The sequence below is a fragment of the Bacillus sp. 0909A genome (assembly GCF_036765115.1).
GTDB classification, from domain to species: domain Bacteria; phylum Bacillota; class Bacilli; order Bacillales; family Bacillaceae; genus Bacillus; species Bacillus mojavensis.
The window spans coordinates 108,193-128,336 of the sequence record NZ_JBAIZU010000007.1 but is presented as its reverse complement, the minus strand read 5'-3'; the positions used below and the strand labels follow the sequence as shown (position 1 = coordinate 128,336).

At 44.0% G+C, this 20,144-nt stretch carries 21 protein-coding genes; 4 read left to right on the top strand and 17 right to left on the bottom strand.

Annotated elements, in window-relative coordinates; all coding sequences use genetic code 11:
• Positions 1–71: 71 nt before the first annotated feature.
• Positions 72–2,051 (bottom strand): methyl-accepting chemotaxis protein TlpB, encoded by a 1,980-nt coding sequence (tlpB, locus tag V6D42_RS19215; protein ID WP_333514294.1) that lies wholly within the window; start codon positions 2,049–2,051, stop codon positions 72–74.
• 175 nt (positions 2,052–2,226) lie between these two features.
• Positions 2,227–4,215 (bottom strand): methyl-accepting chemotaxis protein TlpB, encoded by a 1,989-nt coding sequence (gene tlpB, locus V6D42_RS19210; protein WP_333514293.1) that lies wholly within the window; start codon positions 4,213–4,215, stop codon positions 2,227–2,229.
• Positions 4,216–4,375: 160 nt separating this feature from the next.
• Here tlpB (V6D42_RS19210) and V6D42_RS19205 point away from each other — a divergent pair, with 160 nt between their 5' ends.
• Positions 4,376–5,113 (top strand): protein-glutamine gamma-glutamyltransferase, encoded by a 738-nt coding sequence (locus V6D42_RS19205; protein ID WP_333514292.1) that lies wholly within the window; start codon positions 4,376–4,378, stop codon positions 5,111–5,113.
• A 12-nt stretch (positions 5,114–5,125) separates the two neighbouring features.
• Here the strand turns inward: V6D42_RS19205 and V6D42_RS19200 are convergent, their stop codons facing one another.
• The 7 genes from V6D42_RS19200 to V6D42_RS19170 form a co-directional block, all read right to left on the bottom strand.
• Positions 5,126–5,380 (bottom strand): hypothetical protein, encoded by a 255-nt coding sequence (locus V6D42_RS19200; protein WP_333514291.1) that lies wholly within the window; start codon positions 5,378–5,380, stop codon positions 5,126–5,128.
• A 24-nt stretch (positions 5,381–5,404) separates the two neighbouring features.
• Positions 5,405–6,436, bottom strand: coding sequence for a nitronate monooxygenase (locus tag V6D42_RS19195; protein ID WP_333514290.1), 1,032 nt, complete (start codon positions 6,434–6,436; stop codon positions 5,405–5,407).
• A 14-nt stretch (positions 6,437–6,450) separates the two neighbouring features.
• On the bottom strand, positions 6,451–6,849 hold the full coding sequence (locus V6D42_RS19190; protein ID WP_229149053.1) for a secondary thiamine-phosphate synthase enzyme YjbQ: 399 nt from the start codon (positions 6,847–6,849) through the stop codon (positions 6,451–6,453).
• A gap of 117 nt (positions 6,850–6,966) precedes the next feature.
• Positions 6,967–8,631 carry a glycoside hydrolase family 13 protein gene (locus V6D42_RS19185; RefSeq protein ID WP_333514289.1) on the bottom strand — a complete coding sequence of 555 codons (1,665 nt, stop codon included), beginning with the start codon at positions 8,629–8,631 and terminating at the stop codon, positions 6,967–6,969.
• Positions 8,632–8,810: 179 nt separating this feature from the next.
• Positions 8,811–10,100: a hemolysin family protein gene (locus V6D42_RS19180; protein WP_333514288.1), complete on the bottom strand. Its 1,290-nt coding sequence runs from the start codon at positions 10,098–10,100 to the stop codon at positions 8,811–8,813.
• Between the two features lie 43 nt (positions 10,101–10,143).
• Positions 10,144–10,821: a zinc metallopeptidase gene (locus V6D42_RS19175; protein ID WP_333514287.1), complete on the bottom strand. Its 678-nt coding sequence runs from the start codon at positions 10,819–10,821 to the stop codon at positions 10,144–10,146.
• Positions 10,822–10,865: 44 nt separating this feature from the next.
• Positions 10,866–11,129 carry a hypothetical protein gene (locus V6D42_RS19170; protein WP_123373899.1) on the bottom strand — a complete coding sequence of 88 codons (264 nt, stop codon included), beginning with the start codon at positions 11,127–11,129 and terminating at the stop codon, positions 10,866–10,868.
• Positions 11,130–11,259: 130 nt separating this feature from the next.
• On the opposite strand from V6D42_RS19170, the gene V6D42_RS19165 reads away from it, so the two are divergent.
• Together V6D42_RS19165 and V6D42_RS19160 are read left to right on the top strand one after the other, a co-directional pair.
• Positions 11,260–11,514 (top strand): protein mistic, encoded by a 255-nt coding sequence (locus tag V6D42_RS19165; RefSeq protein ID WP_024122645.1) that lies wholly within the window; start codon positions 11,260–11,262, stop codon positions 11,512–11,514.
• Positions 11,511–12,497 (top strand): potassium channel family protein, encoded by a 987-nt coding sequence (locus V6D42_RS19160; protein ID WP_333514286.1) that lies wholly within the window; start codon positions 11,511–11,513, stop codon positions 12,495–12,497. Before V6D42_RS19165 ends, V6D42_RS19160 begins: the two co-directional genes overlap by 4 nt.
• On the opposite strand, the gene V6D42_RS19155 is transcribed toward V6D42_RS19160, so the two are convergent.
• From V6D42_RS19155 to V6D42_RS19135, 5 genes are all read right to left on the bottom strand, one after another.
• The gene (locus tag V6D42_RS19155) at positions 12,494–12,898 is read right to left on the bottom strand and encodes a YugN-like family protein (RefSeq protein ID WP_101864151.1); all 405 of its coding nucleotides are present in this window, start codon (positions 12,896–12,898) and stop codon (positions 12,494–12,496) included. The genes V6D42_RS19160 and V6D42_RS19155 overlap by 4 nt on opposite strands.
• Positions 12,899–12,958: 60 nt before the next feature.
• A complete protein-coding gene (locus V6D42_RS19150; RefSeq protein WP_333514318.1) occupies positions 12,959–13,330 on the bottom strand; it encodes a hypothetical protein in 372 nt (123 codons plus the stop codon).
• A 58-nt stretch (positions 13,331–13,388) separates the two neighbouring features.
• Positions 13,389–14,741, bottom strand: coding sequence for a glucose-6-phosphate isomerase (locus V6D42_RS19145; protein ID WP_010331654.1), 1,353 nt, complete (start codon positions 14,739–14,741; stop codon positions 13,389–13,391).
• 111 nt (positions 14,742–14,852) lie between these two features.
• Positions 14,853–16,025 (bottom strand): iron-containing alcohol dehydrogenase, encoded by a 1,173-nt coding sequence (locus V6D42_RS19140; protein ID WP_333514285.1) that lies wholly within the window; start codon positions 16,023–16,025, stop codon positions 14,853–14,855.
• Positions 16,026–16,126: 101 nt separating this feature from the next.
• The gene (locus tag V6D42_RS19135) at positions 16,127–17,290 is read right to left on the bottom strand and encodes an iron-containing alcohol dehydrogenase (protein WP_010331656.1); all 1,164 of its coding nucleotides are present in this window, start codon (positions 17,288–17,290) and stop codon (positions 16,127–16,129) included.
• Between the two features lie 240 nt (positions 17,291–17,530).
• Here V6D42_RS19135 and V6D42_RS19130 point away from each other — a divergent pair, with 240 nt between their 5' ends.
• Positions 17,531–17,767 (top strand): DUF378 domain-containing protein, encoded by a 237-nt coding sequence (locus V6D42_RS19130; RefSeq protein ID WP_010331657.1) that lies wholly within the window; start codon positions 17,531–17,533, stop codon positions 17,765–17,767.
• A 45-nt stretch (positions 17,768–17,812) separates the two neighbouring features.
• On the opposite strand, the gene yugI is transcribed toward V6D42_RS19130, so the two are convergent.
• From yugI to V6D42_RS19115, 3 genes are all read right to left on the bottom strand, one after another.
• Complete coding sequence (gene yugI / locus V6D42_RS19125; protein ID WP_010331658.1) at positions 17,813–18,205, bottom strand: S1 domain-containing post-transcriptional regulator GSP13; 393 nt, start codon at positions 18,203–18,205, stop codon at positions 17,813–17,815.
• 199 nt (positions 18,206–18,404) lie between these two features.
• A complete protein-coding gene (locus tag V6D42_RS19120; protein ID WP_326218254.1) occupies positions 18,405–19,565 on the bottom strand; it encodes an aminotransferase in 1,161 nt (386 codons plus the stop codon).
• On the bottom strand, positions 19,566–20,066 hold the full coding sequence (locus tag V6D42_RS19115; protein ID WP_010331660.1) for an Lrp/AsnC family transcriptional regulator: 501 nt from the start codon (positions 20,064–20,066) through the stop codon (positions 19,566–19,568).
• Positions 20,067–20,144 lie beyond the last annotated feature (78 nt).

Genomic DNA, 20,144 nt, shown 5'->3' with positions numbered 1-20,144 from the left:
ATATACATTAAAAAAGAAGAAATTCAGGAAAACTAACTAAATTCCTATTAAAAATTAGTAATTTAGACCTATTAATCATCCAATTTAAATCGTTTTGTCAAATCTCGCAGCTCTTCAGACATTTTTTCAAGCGTCTGTGCCGATGAGCTGATTTCTTCCATGGAGGCAAGCTGCTCCTCGGCTGAAGCGGCGATATCTTGAATGCCGTCCGAACTTGCTTTCGAAATGGCGGCGATATCTATAGAAGCAGCGGATATTTCCTGAGAACCCGCCGATAGCTGTTCAACCGTCGCATTCATGTTTTGCAGTTCTGCGGCAATTTGATTCGTCATTTTTGATATATGGTTAAAGCTTTGTTTTGTTTCGTCTGTCATGACCAGGCCTGTTTCTACTTCTTTATTCACAGATTGAAGCACGTTTAATGATGTATGGATCTCTTTTACGATTTCGCTGATCAGCGATTCAATTTCCTCTGCCGACTGTACCGCAAGTTTTCTCACTTCTTCAGCGACCACAGAAAAGCCTCGCCCGTACTCGCCTGCTCTGGCCGCTTCAATAGCGGCATTTAATGCTAAAAGATTGGTTTGATCTGCGATGCCGTTGATAACACGTAAAATATTTGTGATATCCTTTGATTTGATTTCCAGGCCTTTGACCACTTGCTCCGCTTCTTTCACAGAATGATCAATCGTATTCATTTGGCCGGCTGTTCTCTGAACGAGTGTTTCCCCTGCGCTTGACACTTCGGTGGAATCTGCAGAGGTTTCTGTAATGACTGCCGCCGCCCGAGCCAGCTCTGCCAGTCCGTCGTTCATTTCGTTAATTTGTTCTGTTGTTGTCTCGATTCTGTCGCTCTGGTTTTCGCTTCCGTTTGAAAATTGTTCGATTGCCTTTGTAATGTGTTCAGTGGCCTTGCTTGTCTGATCTGCGGAAGCTGTCAGCTCTTCTGACGATGAGGCGACATGTTCTACAGAATCTTTGATGCCGTAGATCAGCGAACGGAGAGAGTGCGCCATATTGTTGAAGCTTTGGCTCAGAACCCCGAGTTCGTCTTTTGATGTAATTTCTATCGTTTCTGTTAAATCGCCTTTACTGATTTTTTCAGCTGACGCAACAATGCGTTTCAAAGGCCTTGTAATCGATCGAATGACAAAATAGGTCGCCGTGATTCCGGCTGCAATGGCAATGGCCAGAACAACTGATGCCATAACAAGAACCTTGCTTGCGGCATCATGGATCTCGTCGGCATACATCGTGCCGCTGATTTTCCAGCCTGTTGTTTCGCTTGTGGCGAACGCCATTTTCTTCTTCTTTCCTTTGTGCGTATATTCAAAGTCACCGCTTTTGTCTTTGTAAAGTTTGTCTATCCACTCCCCTTCTAACTGCGTTCCCGCTTTTTCACCGGAGTAGGCGATGACTTCTTTATTTTGGCTGAGGATAAAGGCATAGCCTTCTTTGCCAATACTGATTTCTTTTGCGGTTGCCACAAGGTCATCGATTTTCATATCCATGGCGACAACGCCTGATCCGTCCTTTGTCTGGCGTGCAATGGTGACAACCATTTTTCCTGATGAAATGGATTCGTAAGGTTCGGTCACAATTGTCTTTCCTTTATTAGCCATGGCTTTCGTGTACCAGTCACGTTCTAAAGCGTTAAAGTCACTCGGCATGTCTGCGTGTGGATAGCGTGTGAATGTCCCGTCTTTACTGCTTGAAAACACCGCAGCGACATTGTCATTCATTTGAATAAATTGTTTAAATTCTTGTTTGAGTTCTGTTTTTTTCTTGTCTTTCAACTTGTCTGCTGTCGCCCAGTCGCTGAAAAACGCGAGGCTTTTTTCAGTCGTTTTGATCTTACCATCAATAATGTTATCTAATATTTGAACGTTTTCCTTTGCGCTTTGCGTCATCTGTATGTCAAGAGATGCAACGGCTGATTGATAAGCGCTTATCGATAGTGCCGCAATGGGGACTATTAAGATTAGCAGGAAAGAAATAATGAGTCTCCTGGCAATTGATGATCTGCGAATGGTGGTGAGTGTTTTTTTCATTCCTCTTGAACCTTCTTTCAATAATTTACAAATTATATCGGATGATATTCCTTTATCTTACATTGAAAATGAAGGAAAAAATGAAAAATAGTTCTAAACTCACCGTTTTAGACAGGTCTTTTTTAGTATTTTCATTACAAAAAAAACAGCGCTTCATACGCGCTGTTTTTTGCTCTTATTCAATTTTAAATTTTTTCGTCAGATCACGAAGCTCTTCTGCCATCTGCGCCAGGGTCGTGGCTGATGAACTGATTTCTTCCATAGAAGCAAGCTGCTCCTCGGCCGATGCGGCAATGTCTTGAATGCTTGCCGAGCTTTCTCTTGAAACATCGGCAATTCCGCTCACCGCTGCCGATACATGCTCTGATCGACCTGACAGCTGTTCTACAGTTGTATTCATCGTCTGCAATTTGTCTGCAATCTCATTTGTCATGGTGAAAATACTTTGGAAGCTTTCCTTTGTATTGTCTGTGACAACTAGTCCCGATTGCACTTCTTGATTAACGGCTTTAAACATGTGAAGAGAAGTTTCGATTTCTGCTACGATCTCCTGGATTAGTTTCTCGATTTCTTTAGATGAGTCTGCAGATTGAACGGCCAGTTTACGCACTTCCTCCGCTACAACAGAGAAGCCTCTCCCTGATTCCCCGGCCCGCGCCGCTTCAATGGCTGCATTTAATGCCAGCAGGTTTGTTTGATCAGCAATCCCGTTGATGACTCGTAAAATACTCGTGATATCTTTTGATTTTCCTTCTAAGCCTTTCACCACTGCTTCAGCCTGCTGAACAGACTCATTAATTGAATTCATCTGCCCGACTGTCTGCTGGACAAACTTCTCGCCTGTACCCGCGATTTCCGTTGATTGAATAGACGCCTTCGTAATGTCTGATGATGTTTGTGAGACTTGCTGGAGCCCTTCATTCATCATGTTCAGCTGATGAGAGCTGGATTCCACTTTTTCGCTTTGCTCTTCGTTTCCGTTTGAGAACTGCTCAATTGCCATTGTGATATGCTCCGTCGCCTTGCTCGTTTGTCCGGCGGATGCAGTCAGCTGTTCGGATGATGCGGCAACATTATTAACCGAGTCTTGAATGGCGCTGATAAGCGAACGCAAGGATTGTCCCATTTCGTTGAAGCTTTCGCCAAGCTCTCCCAGTTCATCTTTCGACCGGATTTCGATGGTTTCTGTCAGATCCCCGCTGCTGATCATTTTTGATGATTGAACCAGACGTTTTAACGGTTTTGTGATCGAACCAACGATAAACAGGATTAATATTCCGCCTATAAGTATTGAAGCAATCAGCACGATCATACCTGTTGTGAGAACAGATTTTGAGGCATCTTTGATTTCACTCATATACATGGTGCCGGCAATTTTCCAGCCAGTCAGTTGATTTGTCGTATATGTCATCTTTTTATCTTCATGATTCAGGGTATACTGCAGCTCGCCGCTGTCCTTGTCATACATTTTGGCAACCCAGTCGCCTGACAGCTTTTCACCAGCCTTATGGTTTTGATGGGCGACATATGTTTTGTTTTTCGTGGCGATGAAAACATAGCCCTCTTTTCCGACTTTAATCTGTTTCATCTGTTCCAACAGCTTATCAATTGTGATATCCATGGCGACGACGCCTGAACCATCCTTCAATTCCTGAGCAATCGTTATGACCATGCTTCCGTCATTGGCCGCCACATAAGGATCGGTCACTATGATGTCACCGCCGGCTTTCATAGCATCCTGGTACCAAGCTCGTTTTCTCGGATCGTAGCCATCCGGCAATTTTTCTTTCGGTGCCTGTACATATGTGCCGTTTTCTGCCCCAGCGTAGATTCTGGCTACGTCTTGGTTAATAGAAACATATTGCGAAAACTTGGCTTTAAGCTCTTCCTGTTTGGATTTTCCTTTAAACGCAGAGCTTTTCAGTGATTCACTGAAAAAGCTGATGCCTTTCGCTTTTGCTCCTAAATCATTTGTAACTGTTGTATCAAATGAATCGACACTATTTTTCGCATTTCCCATGATTTCCTGATCCAGTTTTCCGCTTGCTGAGCGGTAAGAACTGAATTCCAATATAAGAATCGGAATAATTAAAATCACAACAAATGAAATCATTAGTTTTCTAGAAATTGACGGTTTTGTCAGCCAATTGATAAAAGTCTTCATATCCAGTTTCTCCTTCAGGTTTGATACACTATATATCGGCTGCTTTAAAAAGTTTTTAAAATCAGACGCAAGAAATTTCCTTTTCGGCTTTTTCTCTGTTTTTTTAACTTTCATTGCCCGAGCCTTGTGCATAGTTTATAAAAAACAAGGGGGGCTTCAGATGATTATTATATCCGGACAATGGCTCCGTCCCCAAGACATTGAAAACTGGCAAATTGACAAGAACCTGAACCCGCTGCTAAAAGAAATGATTGAAACACCCGTTCAGTTTGATTATCATTCGATCGCTGAACTGATGTTTGAGCTTCATTTGCGCATGAATATCGTTGAATCGGCAAAAGCGCTGCATAAAAGCGGAGCAAAGTTCGCCACCTTTGTAAAAACATACGGGAATACAGCGTATTGGCGGGTTTCACCGGAAGGGGCTCTGGAGCTTAAGTATAAAATGCCGCCTTCAAAGGCGATTCGGGATATTGTAGAAAACGGCCCGTTTTACGCGTTTGAATGCGCGACAGCAATTGTTGTGATCTATTACTTAGCTTTGCTTAAAACCATCGGAGAAGAAAAATTCGACGCAGCCTTTGACAGAATTATTTTGTATGACTGGCATTATGAGAAATTGCCGATATATACAGAAACGGGACATCACTTTTTTCTTGGAGACTGTTTGTATTTTCAAAATCCTGAATTTGATCCGCAGAAAGCGCAGTGGAGAGGCGAAAATGTGATTTTATTAGAAAAGGATAAATATTTCGCTCACGGCTTGGGGATTTTGAACGCTCAGCAAATTATTGATAAGCTGAATTCCTTCAGAAGAAAAGGAGCCGTACAGTCCGCCTATCTCCTTTCACAAGCGACCAGGCTTGATATTCCGTCTCTCTATCCCATCACCCGCTAAAAACCCCACCGTCTATTTTGGGGACGATGGGGTTTCAAATGCTTTTCGTTTTCGATAGAAAGGGGCTGTGCCGAAATACTGGTTCGCAGCCCATTCCATTTTTTCAAGGTCAGTTCTCGTCACGATGGGATCTTGGCTGCTCCACTTGATAAATCGGACAAAATAATACCCTTGGATGGGAGCCATTGTAACTTTTGAATGAGGCCAGTCTTCAAATACAAACTCAATTTTCCCTTTCTTTTTATAAGAATATTGAAGAATGTTCATCGCCTGTCACCTCTCTTGGTTACGTTACGATTGGCAAAGCTCAGCTATCAGCGTTCTCACGTCAGCGGATCTATTGAGCATTCCGACTGATTGCCCCGCCCACAGAGACATGTGACCGGAATCTTTGGCTGCGGCGGCATGTTTTCTCATTGGTTTTGTTAACGTGTTTTGCAATGGATAAGGAAGTGTATTTGCCTCTTCAGCTTGTTGCTCTTTCATCCATTGGTTGGCTATACCCCTTGCAGGCTTTCCCGAAAACAATGCGGTAAGGCGTGTGTCTGTTCCATGTGCTTCTTTTAATTCCTGTCTGTACGTTTCAGAGGCTTCGCTTTCCTCACACATAAGAAATGGAGTTCCGACCTGTACACCTTGGGCTCCGAGACAGTGAGCTGCTTGGACGCCGCGGCGGTCTGCAATTCCGCCTGCCGCAATCACGGGTACTGAAACAGCGTCTGCAGCTTGGGGAACCAGTGACATTAAGCCAATAGAAGACTCTCCGCTGACCGGCAGAAAAGAACCACGGTGGCCGCCTGCTTCACTGCCTTGCAGCACGATGATATCCATTCCGCGCTCTTCCAGCAGGACGGCTTCTTGCGGAGAAGTAGCCGTTCCGATAAGACAGCACCCATTTTTCTTTAATACATGAATGCTTTCATCAGGCGGGATGCCGAACGTAAATGAACAGGCTCTTACATTGTATGTAAGAATCAGATTTATTTTTTGATGAAAATCCTCCCACTCTTCCTCTTCTGAAGGAAAAGCAGCCGCCTGTTCGGCAAACGGAATGTTCTTTTTCCATGTGTGAACCGTTTTATCGTCCGGTGTCTTCCTTTTTTCCGGCACGAACACATTTACCTGAAAAGCGCTGCTGGTCAATTCCTGCATCTCGATGATTTGTTTTTCAAGCGTACCCGCACTGAGATATCCAGAAGCGAGACTTCCGAGTGCGCCTTCATTCGACACAGCGGCTGCCAGCCGGGGTGTGACCAGGCCGCCTGCCATCGGCGCCTGAATGACAGGCTTTGATAATGATAATGCTTTCATCCATTGAGTCATAGAAGCACCTCCTGTTAATCCATAATTTTAATATGGCATGTTCGGTGACGCGGGCCGTCAAATTCGCAGAAATAAATACCTTGCCACGTCCCGAGAATGAGACGCCCATTTTCAATTATGACATGCTGTGAAGCGCCTACCGTACTGGACTTCATATGTGCAGCTGTATTGCCTTCTATATGGCGGTCCAGCTCATGGTCCCATGGATAAATCTCATCAAATCTTCGGAGCATATCTCTTTTCACATCGGGATCGGCATTTTCATTAATTGTAATGCCTGCCGTCGTATGCGGACAGTAAATCAGCGCTGCCCCGTTTGCCACTCCTGTTTCTTGGAGAAACGCTTCCACCTCGTGAGTGATTTCAATCATTTCATCTCTTTTGTTTGTTTTGATTTGCAGTGTTTTCAGCATATCGTTTCTCCTTTCAATTCCCCTTCTCTTTGCATATTCGTTCTGTGTTCCTTTTTTCCTGTAAAATCAGGCTCATAAACCTGAAGAAAACAAAAACTCCGGCTTTTTGCCGGAGTTTTATTGCCATAGGTATACTCTGGCTTCATAAGGTTTTAACAGCAGTGATGTCGTATGCTTGTGCGGTTCTGTTTCCATATTTGACAGCAGGAGGTTATCAGTGGATAACGGCAATGCGGGATATCTGCAGAACGCCGGCGAACCCGTCAGATTTGCCGCAATCAGTGCCGTTTGGCTCTCGTTTTTGCGAAGGTATGCAAAGATTTGCTGATCTTCCGGCAGAATCAGCTCGTATTGGCCATAAATCAATACATCATATGTTTGGCGGAGTTTGATTAAGCTTTTGTAAAAGTGATAAACAGATGTGTTATCGTTTAGTTGCGCCTCGGCGTTCAGCCATGTGTAATTGTCATTTACCCCAAGCCATGGCTTGGCATCAGAAAACCCAGCGTGAGGAGAAGCATTCCATTGCATGGGGGTTCGTGAATTATCTCTTCCCTTTTTCCAGACAATCTTCATTACTTCCTCATGAGAAGCGCCTTTTGCGGTCTCAATGTCATACAGCCGCTTCATCGCGACATCATCATAATCCTCAATGAAAGGAAACGCCACATTGGTCATGCCGATTTCCTGTCCCTGATAAATAAACGGCGTGCCTTTCATCAGAAAATAAACAGCGGCGAGCGCTTTTGCGCTTTCCTTCAAGAAATTCCCATCGTCTCCCCATACAGAAACAGAACGGGGCTGATCATGGTTTTCCATGAACAAAGCGTTCCAGCCGATTCCCTCCAAACTGTCCTGCCACTCTGTTAAAATTCGTTTAAAAGCAGCGATATCGATGGTTTCATTTATCTCTATATCCCACAGACCGAGATGGTCAAATTGAAAAATCATGCTGAAAATGCCGGATTCCTCCCCCACCCACTCAGCCGCCTCCTTTGCCGCGACACCGTTTGCCTCTCCGACCGTCATGATCGGATAGCGGGAAAATGTGTTTTCCTTCAGCTCTGTTAAAAAATCTAAAATACCCTCAGCATTCATATGATAAGGAAAGGATGGAACATAGGACAGCTCTTTCGGATTCGGCAGATCAGGCAGCCCTTCTTTTTTCTTAATATGAGAAATGGCATCCACCCGAAATCCGTCTATGCCTTTATCAAGCCACCAATTGATCATGTCATAAACGGTGTTTCTTACCTCTACATTTTCCCAGTTCAGATCAGGCTGCTTTTTATCAAAAAGATGGAGATAGTACTGGCTTGTCTGTTGATCATACTCCCAAGCCGATCCGCCGAAAATGCTTTCCCAATTGTTCGGCTCTTTTCCGTCTTTCCCGTCCTTCCAAATATACCAGTCGCGTTTTTGGGATTGTAAAGATGCACGTGATTCAATGAACCATGGATGTTCATCACTTGTATGATTCACGACAAGATCCATAATGAGCTTCATGCCAAGCTCATGAGTATCATGAAGCAGCTGATCAAAATCTGCCATTGTGCCGAAATCGCTCAATATGTTTTTGTAATCTCTAATATCATAGCCGTTATCCGCATTGGGTGAGTCGTACAAGGGGCAAATCCAAATCACATTGGCACCTAGTTCTTTTATGTATGGAAGCTTTGACCTGATTCCTTGAATATCCCCAATTCCATCGCTGTTTGAATCTTTGAAGCTACGGGGATAAATTTGGTAGACCACCGCTTCCTTCCACCAAGCCTTTTTCATACAGCCACTCCTTCCTGTGTGTTTTATATCTTATGTAGAAAAAGGCCATTGAAGCATTCATTTTTTCAGAAAAAAACCTCTTGCCGATGACAAAAGACTGATCAATGTTTTAGAAGCCTTTGGTCCGGTTTTTCTTTGAATACTTAAAAAAACAGCCGCGTCTAGCCGGCTGTTTTTGATTAAAACTCTGTTTTTTTGATTTCGACAAATCGAATATGATGGTCTTCAGCATCGAGAATTTTAAACTCACAGCCCTCCGCCTGTATCACATCTCCTGCTTTCAGCTCCATTTTTTGCGTCAGAAGCCAGCCTGCAATCGTATCAATTTCTTCATTCTCAATGGCAATGTCGAGCAGGTCGTTCACTTCATCTATTAGCGCTTTTCCATCCATCACATAATGGTGCTCGCCTTTTTTCAAAATATGCGGCGTTTCATCCTGATCATATTCATCACGGATTTCCCCGACGATTTCTTCGATAATATCCTCGACAGTGACAAGCCCCGCCGTTCCCCCGTATTCATCTACGAGAATGGCCATATGAATCCGTTCCTTCTGCATGCGGATTAAAAGCTCCTGAACAGGAATGCTTTCAATGACCCTGATGACAGGTCTCATAATTTGCTTCAATTTAATCGGCTGGCCTAGAAAATACGCTTTAAACATATCTTTGCTGTTGATAATCCCTAAAATATGATCCTTATCTTCTTTGATGACAGGATACCGGGTATACCGTTCGTTAATGATGAGATGAATCGCCTCTTCAAGCGACTGCTCCAGAGAAATGACAGCAATTTCTGTTCGCGGAATCATAATTTCTCTCGCCACGCGGTTGTCGAATTCAAAAATCTTATTCACATAGCGAAATTCGGACTGGTTGATTTCCCCTTTTTCATAGCTTTCTGACAGGATCAGCCTCAGTTCTTCCTCACTGATGACAACCTCATGCTCCTTTACTGAATGAAACCCAAACAGCTTCACAAGAAAACTCGCAGAGCCGTTCAAAGCTTTGATAAACGGATACATGATTTTATAAAACCAGATCAGCGGCTTAGCGATCCATAAACTGACGGCCTCCGCCTTTTGAATCGAAACCGTCTTCGGCGCAAGCTCTCCCATCACCACATGCAAAAAAGTGACGATAATAAATGCAACAATAAAGGTGACGATGTGATTGATCGGTTCCGGCATACCCGTCATTGTAAATAAGGGATGAAGGATGTGCTCCAATGTTGGTTCACCGAGCCACCCGAGGCCCAGCGCCGTGATCGTAATCCCGAGCTGGCAAGCTGATAAATACTCGTCTAGATTAGAAATGATTTTGTGTACGGCAAGCGCACGGCTGTCACCGCTTTCCATGAGCTGATTGATTTTCGAACCCCGGATCTTAACAATCGCAAATTCCGCTGCAACAAAAACAGCCGTAATGCCAATCAAAACAAAAATGGCTAACAATTGTAGAATAAGCAAAAAAAGCCCTTACCGTAAATGGTAAGGGGCCACCTCCTTAACGTTAATTCTCATTACGACCGTTTAAGAAGATCATCACAAACCGAAGAAGTTCAAACAGGGAAACCAGCGCGGCGGCCACATACGTCAATGCAGCGGCACTCAGCACTTTATTTACACCGTGTTCTTCGTTGTTTCGAATGAATCCTTCAGACACAATAATTTGCTTCGCGCGTGAACTTGCATTGAATTCAACAGGCAGTGTGATCAGCTGGAAAAAGACAGCGGCTGAAAACAGAATGATGCCGAGCCCGATGAGGTTCAGACTGCCAAGAAGCATGCCCCCCAAAAAAAGGAAAGGAGCCACTCCGGATGCAAAATTCACAACGGGGAACATTTTATGTCTCAGCACAAGCGCACCATATGATTCCTGATGCTGCAAGGCATGTCCGACTTCATGGGAAGCAACGGATATGGCGGAAATTGAGCGGCCGTAATAAACCGGCTCAGATAAACGCACCACCCGTCTTGTCGGGTCGTAATGGTCTGTTAAAGCGCCTCTTACCGGTTCGACCGGCACGTCGTAAAGACCGTTTATATCTAAAATCCGTCTTGCGGTTTCTGCCCCTGTTCGACCGCTTGAGGCTTCCACTTTTGAATATTTTTCAAAGTTGCTCTTTACTTTAAATTGTGCCCAAAACGACAATCCCAATGCGGCTATTGTTAAAAATATAAACAGCATGTTTCATCATCCTTTTTTAAAGATCGTATGTTTCTTTATTACGATTATTTTAATGAGTTTTCTTTCTCGTGTACAGAAATGCGCTTTTTCTTCCGTCTCGGTGCACACATTCCGATCAGCAAAAGGAACAAGCCGGCCGAAAACAAATAAAAAGAAAAGCCTCCAATCAGCTTATTCAAAAAATGATGCCATGAGAAGCTATCGGAAAAGTGATTATACGAATTCAAGTCGAAAATAAACAAAATCACTGCGGATGCCGCAAGCTGCGTACCGATCAAAACCACAACGGTTCTCTGAATGATCGTCATCTGTTCCACCTTTTTCGGGATTTGTTTTAGTTTATGGAGAAAACCGGTTTTATATGTTTTAGTTCATTTTTTGAAAAACAACGCCGGAAGTAGGACATACTGTTATAAAAAGAGCACGGGTGTGATGAACATGAAAGTGACGAGTGAGGAAAAGGAACAGCTGAGTACAGCGATTGACCGAATGAATGAAGGACTGGACGTATTTATCCAGTTTTATAATGAATCTGAAATCGATGAACCCCTTATTCAGCTGGAAGACGATACAGCTGATCTCATGAAGCAGGCCCGCGACCTGTACGGCCAGGAAAAGCTAAATGAGAAGCTGAACACAATTATCAAACAGATTTTATCTATTTCATTATCTGAAGAAGGAGAAAAAGAATGAAGTCAAATCGGATTTTTATCTCATGGCTGAGGTGGCCGTTATTTATCCGAATCGGGCTGATCATTCTTTTTCTAGTTCTTTTGTTCGGGCAAATCATTTATTTACTTGAGCCCAAGCAGTTTACTTCTGTCTTCGAAGGTATTTGGTGGGCCGTGGTTACCGTCTCAACAGTAGGCTACGGGGATTATGTGCCGCACACGCCGCTTGGTCAAGTAGCCGGCATGCTGCTGATATTAATCGGGGCAAGCTTTGTCACTGCTTACTTTGCCACCTTATCCGCTGCCGCTTTCAGTAAACAGCACCGCTACATAGAGGGTAAGGTCGCTTACAAAGGACGGGGCCATGTCATTATTATCGGCTGGAATGAAAAATCAAATCGCCTTTTGAGAGAGCTTCAGCTGGCGGCGCCCTCCAAGACAGTCGTTCTGATTGATGAATCGTTAAAAGAAGGGCCGCTCATTGAAAATGTCCATTTCATACGCGGACACGCCGCAGATGATGAAACGTTGAAACGAGCCAATATTACTGAGGCGGACACAGTTATGGTTACCGCCGACCAATATAAAAGTGAAACGGAGGCGGACATGCTGTCAGTGCTGATTCTTTTATCAGTCAAAGGATTGAATCCGCTGGCTTACTGTATTGTCGAAATTCTGACTGATCGCTTTGTCACCAATGCAGAACGGGCAGGCGCTAATAAAATTATCGGGACATCCCAGCTCTTAAGCCGCGTGATGCTGGAACATTATCGGGTCAAATTGCAGCTGTCTAAACCGCAAAGCTTAATCGAGCTGACACTCGATAAAAAAGTGCGACTGATTTCGGTTCCTTCTGAGCTGCAGGGCGCCGCTTATAAAACATGCGTCCTTTATTTTCTAGATCACAACACCACCATTATCGGCATACAAAAAGAGGAAGGGCCTATGATTACCCCTCCTCTTTCATATAAAGTGCTTGAAACAGATCAGTTCCTTGCGCTTTAACCCAACAGAACATCCTCCAGCTCTTTGACAAGGGAGGCGCCAATATCCAAATACGCCGGATCAATCTCCGCGTCCCGTCTTTCGGGTTCAGAAAATTGATTAAACAGCGATTGAAACGGCCCTCCTTCAGCATGATCATCAAGGCCTGTCTGGAACACCTGCCTCAGCATAAACGGAGTTCCGATACGGACAGCTGCCCCGCGTTCATCAAGACTGCCTTGTATGGCATTGACGGGAATTCTTAAAAACAAATATCCATCTTTATCATCAATTTTATAATCAAAATAGCCGTGGTCGTACTCCCAGCCGCCGTTTATCACATAACCGAGCGGCTTCATGACTTGTTCCAGCTCCTGAAGCAAAAAAGGCTGCCCATCTATCGCGGAAGGTATTGTAATCATCAAACTGCCCCTTTTTTCATTTATCCTGTCCTGCCGAACAAGACTTCATTCAGAGGCTGATTACATGGAAATTGTTTTTTCCTTTGCCCGGCCAACCGAAAAGAAAGCGCATTCAATTAAGAAGTAAACAGCTATCGCTGCAGCAATCCCCGCCGCAGATTCCCATGAAACATATACAACAGCCGCATAGAGTCCTAACTTTGTTAAAAGGGTGTGAGATTGCTTCAATTGCAAAATCTGATGCACTGCATCAGTAAAAATGGCAAGCGGAAGCCCGATCAGAAGAAAGGTGTGGATAAAAAAGTGTGAGAGTGTGCCGCCAAGGTGGGAAGAAAACTCTGTATTCACGGCATCAAAGGATATGAGAATAACTAAAACAGCTGCCGATAAGCCCGCGATGATGAGATGTTTGACCATTTGTTTCATGAACATCAGCACCTTTCTGATTTTATAAAAAGCCGACCGGCAAATGCCAGTCAGCTTTCTTACATTAATCTTCGAGACGTTTTTCAAGCTCAGCCTTTTTCTCTTCAAAGCCAGGTTTGCCAAGCAATGCAAACATATTGACTTTATATGCTTCTACTCCTGGCTGGTCAAAAGGATTGACGCCGAGGAGATATCCGCTCATCGCACAGGCTTTTTCGAAGAAATATACAAGATATCCAAAAGTATATGCATTCAGCTCAGGAATGTTGACGATTAAGTTCGGAACATTTCCGTCTGTATGAGCTAGCATTGTACCTTGGAATGCTTTTTTGTTAACGAAGTCTACCGTTTTTCCGGCTAAATAGTTTAAGCCGTCAAGGTCGCTATCCGCTTCTTCGATTGTCAGCTCGTGTTTAGGTTTTTCGACATTCAGCACCGTTTCGAACAAGTCTCTGCGGCCTTCCTGTACGTACTGTCCTAATGAGTGAAGGTCTGTTGAATAGTTGGCAGAAGAAGGATAAATGCCCTTCTCGTCTTTGCCTTCACTTTCGCCGAACAGCTGCTTCCACCACTCCGCAAAATATTGAAGCGCTGGCTCATAGTTGATAAGCATTTCAATCGTTTTGCCTTTATTGTAAAGCACATTGCGAACGACCGCATACTGGTATGCAGGGTTTTCTTCCAATTCTGATGTGGCAAAATCCTTGCTCGCATCAAATGCGCCTTTCATCATGTCGTCAATGTTGACGCCGCTGACAGCAATCGGCAGGAGACCAACAGCTGTTAAGACAGAATAACGGCCGCCGACATCATCAGGAATGACAAATGATTCGAAGCCTTCTTCGTTAGAGAGTGTTTTTAACGCGCCGCGCTCTTTATCAGTTGTCGCGTAAATCCGCGCTTTCGCTTCTTCCTTCCCGTATTTCTCTTCCAGAAGCTTGCGGAAAATACGGAAAGCGATTGCAGGTTCAGTTGTTGTACCTGATTTAGAGATCACGTTAATGGAGAAGTCAACATCTTCGAGAAGATCCATGACATCTCTCATATATGATGAACTGATGTTGTTTCCGATAAAAATGACTTGCGGATTGCCTCGTTTTGCTTTTGGCAGTGTATTGTAAAACGCGTGATTAAGCGCTTCAATCGCTGCCCGCGCGCCGAGGTAAGACCCGCCGATACCGACAACAAGCAATACATCAGAGTCAGATTTAATTTTTTCCGCGCTTTTTTTAATACGCGCAAATTCTTCTTTATCATAATGTTCAGGGAGGTCCACCCAGCCTAGAAAATCGCTGCCCGCGCCTGTTTTTTCATGAATATTATGGTGTGCTGTTTTTACAAAGTCGCGCAAATATGTAAGTTCATGTTCGTTGAAGAAAGTCAACGCTTTTGAGTAGTCAAAGCGTACATGCGTCATTGCTTGTCCCTCCATAACGGTATAATGTTTTCATCTTTCACTTTATATGAACTTATCTGTGAAATCAAGTCAAGAAGAAAGGACGGAATGACTGCATTCCGTCCTTTGACATTAGAGTGACGCGCGAAGGATGGCAAGCACGTCATCTTTGTTCAGTTTTTGGAAGTTGCCGAAGCCGCCGTGCTCCATTTCTTTGGCTGCGATATCAGCAATCAGTTCCAGTTTTTCTTCTCCAATCTCGTAGTCGGATAGACGGGAAGGCGCACCCAGACTTGTCCAGAACGCAGACAGCTTGTCGATTCCTTCAAGCGCAATTTCTTTATCCGTTTTGCCCTCTGTATCAATGTCAAACATATTGAGCATGAGGTTTTTAAAACGGCCGACATTCGTATCAAGCGTGTATCTCATCCAGTTCGGGAACAGGATCGCAAGTCCGCCGGCATGCGGAATATCATATACAGCTGATACGGCATGCTCCATGGTGTGAGAAGCCCAGTCGCCGAAGTAGCCCATTTGAAGCGTGCCATTCAGAGCGATAGTGCCTGCATATAAAATCGTCTCACGATGTTTATAATTTTCCAGATCCTCCAATAGTTTTGGAGCTGTTTCAATCACCGTCTGCAGAACGGCAAAGCACATTCTGTCTTGCAGCGGTGTGTTTTCGACATTATGGAAGTATTGTTCAAACACGTGGCTCATCATGTCAACCATGCCGTAAACCGTTTGATTTTCAGGCACTGTGAACGTATTTTCAGGGTCTAAAATCGAGAACCGCGGATGAGTTACATTGCTTCCCCATACAAATTTCTCATTTGTTTCCCAGTTTGTAATCACAGAGTCAGGGTTCATTTCAGAACCTGTGGCAGCAAGGGTTAGAACTGTACCAAACGGCAGTGCATCCTCGGCTGTTACTTTCTTGCTGAAAATATCCCAAGCGTCTCCGTCGTATTTCACTCCCGCAGCAATCGCTTTTGTGCAGTCAATGACACTTCCGCCACCCACAGCAAGCAGAAAATCAATATCATGCTGTCTGCATAGGTCAATGCCTTTTTCCACAGTCGCAAGACGCGGGTTCGGCTCGACCCCTGACAGTTCATGGACAGCCGCGCCTTCTTCTTTTAATATGCCTGTTACTTGGTCATAAAGGCCATTACGTTTAATGCTTCCGCCTCCGTAGACAAGCAGAACATTTTTACCGTATTGCTTTAATTCTTTTCTTAATTGTTCAAGCTGGCCTTTTCCGAAGATCAGCTTCGTCGGGTTATAATAAGTGAAATTTTCCATTGTAAAACCTCCATATATTCCTGTATCAAAAAACAGGTTAACAATTCTAACATAAGTTCAAAGAAAAAGGGAAGCAGCCTGATCGGCTGTTTCCCCTTTTGTTATAGAGATGCTTTTAAGATAGCAAGTACATCTTCTTTGTGTAGTGATTTAAACTGGCCGAACGTACCGTTGGCCATTGCCTTGTCGGCAATTGTGTCGAGCTGTTCGTCATTGATATCGTAATCAGCCAGTCGATTTGGAGCGCCGAGGCTTGTCCAGAAAGCAGACAGCTTGTCGATACCTTCCAGCGCAATTTCCTCATCTGATTTTCCAGCTTCTTCTACACCAAATACACGCACCGCAAGCTGCTTCATGCGAGCCGGGTTTTCTGACAATGTATGTCTCATCCAGTTCGGGAAGAGTATTGCGAGTCCGCCGGCATGCGGAATATCGTAAACGGCTGAAACGGCATGTTCTATATTATGAGTGGCCCAATCCCCTCTTGCACCCATTGACAGCATACCGTTTAAAGCGATTGTCCCTGTGTAAAGAATCGTTTCACGGAGTTCGTAATTTTCAAGATCATTGATCAGCTTAGGCGCTGTTTCGATGACTGTGCGTAAGAGCGATTCGCACATGCGATCCTGGTAAGGTGTGTTTGATACATGGTGGAAGTATTGCTCAAACACGTGGCTCATCATATCAACCATTCCGTAGATCGTGTGATTTTTAGGAACAGTAAACGTGTTCACTGGATCCAAAATAGAGAACTTAGGGAACACGAGCGGGCTTCCCCAGCCATATTTCTCTTTTGTTTCCCAGTTTGTAATAACTGAACCTGAGTTCATTTCAGAGCCAGTTGCAGCGAGAGTCAAAACAGTTCCGAACGGTAAAGCTTCCTTCGGCTGGTGTTTTTTCGTTACGATATCCCACGCGTCACCATCATACTTTGCCCCCGCAGCAATCGCCTTTGCACAGTCGATGACACTGCCGCCGCCGACAGCCAATAAGAAATCAATGTTGTTTTCTTTGCAGATCGCAACACCTTTATTAACAGTCGACACACGCGGGTTCGGCTCTACGCCTGCTAATTCATGTACCGTGACACCGGCTTTATTCAGCTGTTCCATCACTTGGTCATAAAGGCCGCTGCGTTTAATGCTTCCGCCTCCGTAGACTAACAATACATTTTTTCCGTAAGGTTTCAGTTCCTCCGGTAGTTTTTCAACTTCGCCGCGGCCGAAAATTAATTTCGTCGGGTTCCAATATGTAAAGTTTTGCATGACATCTCCTCCTTAGATTTTTATTATGCAGAATGCCTGCGCTCCATGTAAAGCAATCAGCTCGTTCTGTTTTCAGCGTATCAGGCAGTTTTGATTTGCAAGATGCTGGGAAAGGAACAGATACAAGCTGAGTTTGAGCCGTTTCGTCCGGCTTCTCACAATATGGAGAATGCATGTATAGATTCTCCAATATGTCACAATCTATAACTGTTTTAATAATTCATGGAGGAGGTTGTAAACATGAGTACTATTCAGAGAATTTGTCTTGTATTAACGATCATTGGCGCTATTAACTGGGGACTGATCGGATTTTTCCAATTTGATTTAGTAGCAGCCATCTTTGGCGGCCAAGGGTCAGCCCTTTCCCGTATCATTTACGGACTTGTCGGAATCGCCGGCTTAATCAACCTCGGTTTGCTGTTTAAGCCAAACGAAGAAGCTTCACGAGAAGAAGCAGCGAAGCCTGAAATGCGATAGGATAAAAAAAAGCACCGAACATTCCTGTCCGGTGCTTTTTCATGCTTACTTTTTGATAAGATCTTTGCGGTTGGACATTTCGATCCACTCTTCAAGCTTATCTTTTAATGTGTTGAAACCTTGTGGTGCAGAAGCTTCTTCGCTCACTTGTGCTGATTTAGGTTTTCTTGGTTTGCTTTCTTTTTTCTCAGGTGCAGCTTGTGTCGCACGAATAGAAAGGCTGATTTTTCCTTTTTCTTCGTCAACAGCTAGTACTTTTACTTGTACTTCGTCACCAACAGAAAGGTGCTCGTTGATGTCTTTTACGAAACCATGAGTTACTTCAGAAATGTGTACCAGACCTTGAGTCTCTTCATCTAATGCAACAAACGCACCATACGCTTGTAATCCTGTAACTTTGCCAGTGTAAACACTGCCCACTTCAAATTTTGCTGCCATTCATAACAACTCCTAAGTTAAATTAAATATCAGTTTATACGCAATTTAAAATTATATCATACATGTCTCATTTCCGCAAAGAAAACTTTTTTATGATATCAGGTTTAAGCATATCAAAAGAGGGGTATACTGCAAATACCAAAGGCTTTCTAGTATTCCCCCTTTTATTGGATGCGAACCAAAAGTTCGTATCTTTTTTTTATGTTGTTTTGTGTAAGAAGCGTTTCATTCTGACCAATGCTTCTTGCAGCTGTTCAATTGATGTCGCATATGAACAGCGGATATATCCTTCTCCGCTCGGCCCAAACACATTACCCGGAACAACGGCTACTTTTTCCTGCAGCAGGAGCTCCTCGGCAAACTGTTCTGAGCTCATCCCAGTGCTCTTGATGGATGGGAAAGCATAAAAAGCACCGCTCGGATGGTGGCAGCTGAGACCGATTTCATTAAGCGTTTCGACAAACAAATTACGTCTTCTTCGGTAGCTCTTTTTCATCTTTTCTACATCTTCTATTCCGTTTTTTAACCCTTCAAGCGCTGCGTATTGCGCCATTGCAGGCGCGCACATCATCGCATACTGGTGGATTTTAAGCATCGCGTTGCGAATTTCTGAAGGCGCCGCGGCAAAACCGAGTCTCCAGCCTGTCATGGCAAACGCCTTTGAAAATCCTGAAATGACAACTGTCCGCTCTTTCATTCCCGGTAACGCTGCTATGCTCGTGAATTCCTCATCGTATGTCAGTTCAGCATAAATCTCGTCGGCCAGTACAATCAAATCATGTTTTTTGGCAAACTCAGCAATTTCATGTAACTCTTTCTTTGAGTAAACCGAGCCGGTCGGATTCGAAGGCGAACAAATGAGAATAGCCTTTGTCTTTTCGGTCACTGCCGCTTCAAAATCCTCAGCCGTCGCTTTAAATCCTTTATCAGCCGTCGTATGGACATGAACCGGAACGCCGCCTGTCAAAGAGACAAGCGATTCATACGCCACAAAACACGGTTCTGGAATAATCACTTCCTCACTTGGATTTACAATGGCGCGGATTGCAATATCCAAAGCCTGGCTCGCCCCTACCGTCACAATCAGTTCATCGTCAGGTGAGTATGTAAGATTAAACCGGCTGCTTACATAACGGCTGATTTCCTCTCGCAATGAGTATAAACCGGCATTAGCGGTATATGACGTATACCCTTGTTCAAGGGAAAGAATGCTTGCTTCACGGACATTCCAAGCCGTTACAAAGTCAGGTTCTCCGACTCCTAAAGAAATAACCCCTTCCATCGTTGCCGCCAAATCAAAGAATCTGCGGATGCCGGATGGTTTTATTTGTTGTACATAATCGGATAAATAAGAAGTCATTTACGGTGACACCACGATTCTTTTGTCGTCGTCTCCCGTTTCAAATACTTTGCCGTCGTGCTTGTATTTTTTCAGGATAAAATGTGTTGTCGTAGACACAACTGAATCAAGAGTTGACAGTTTATCAGATACAAAACGCGCAACGTCAGACATTGAATTGCCGCGGATCACGACAGACAGGTCATATACGCCTGACATCAGGTAGACTGATTCTACCTCTTGGAATCGGTAAATCCGCTCCGCCACTTCGTCAAAACCGACTCCGCGCTTTGGAGTGACTTTAACATCAATCATGGCAGTCACGCCTTCATGGCCGTCCACTTTCCGCCAGTCGATCATAGCGGAATAATCGATAATAACCTTTTCTTTTTCCAATTTGTCAATGATCGCTTTTACTTCATTTACAGGGATACCGGCCATTTTTGCGATTGTTTCCAGGTCGGCGCGGCTGTTTTCGTCTAAAATTTCTAATATTTCTGTTTCTTTATCGGTCAATTTCATTCATTTCACACCTTTGCAATGTCAAGAAATCTTCATGACATTATATCACGTTTTTTGACGAATGCTAAGAAAAAACGA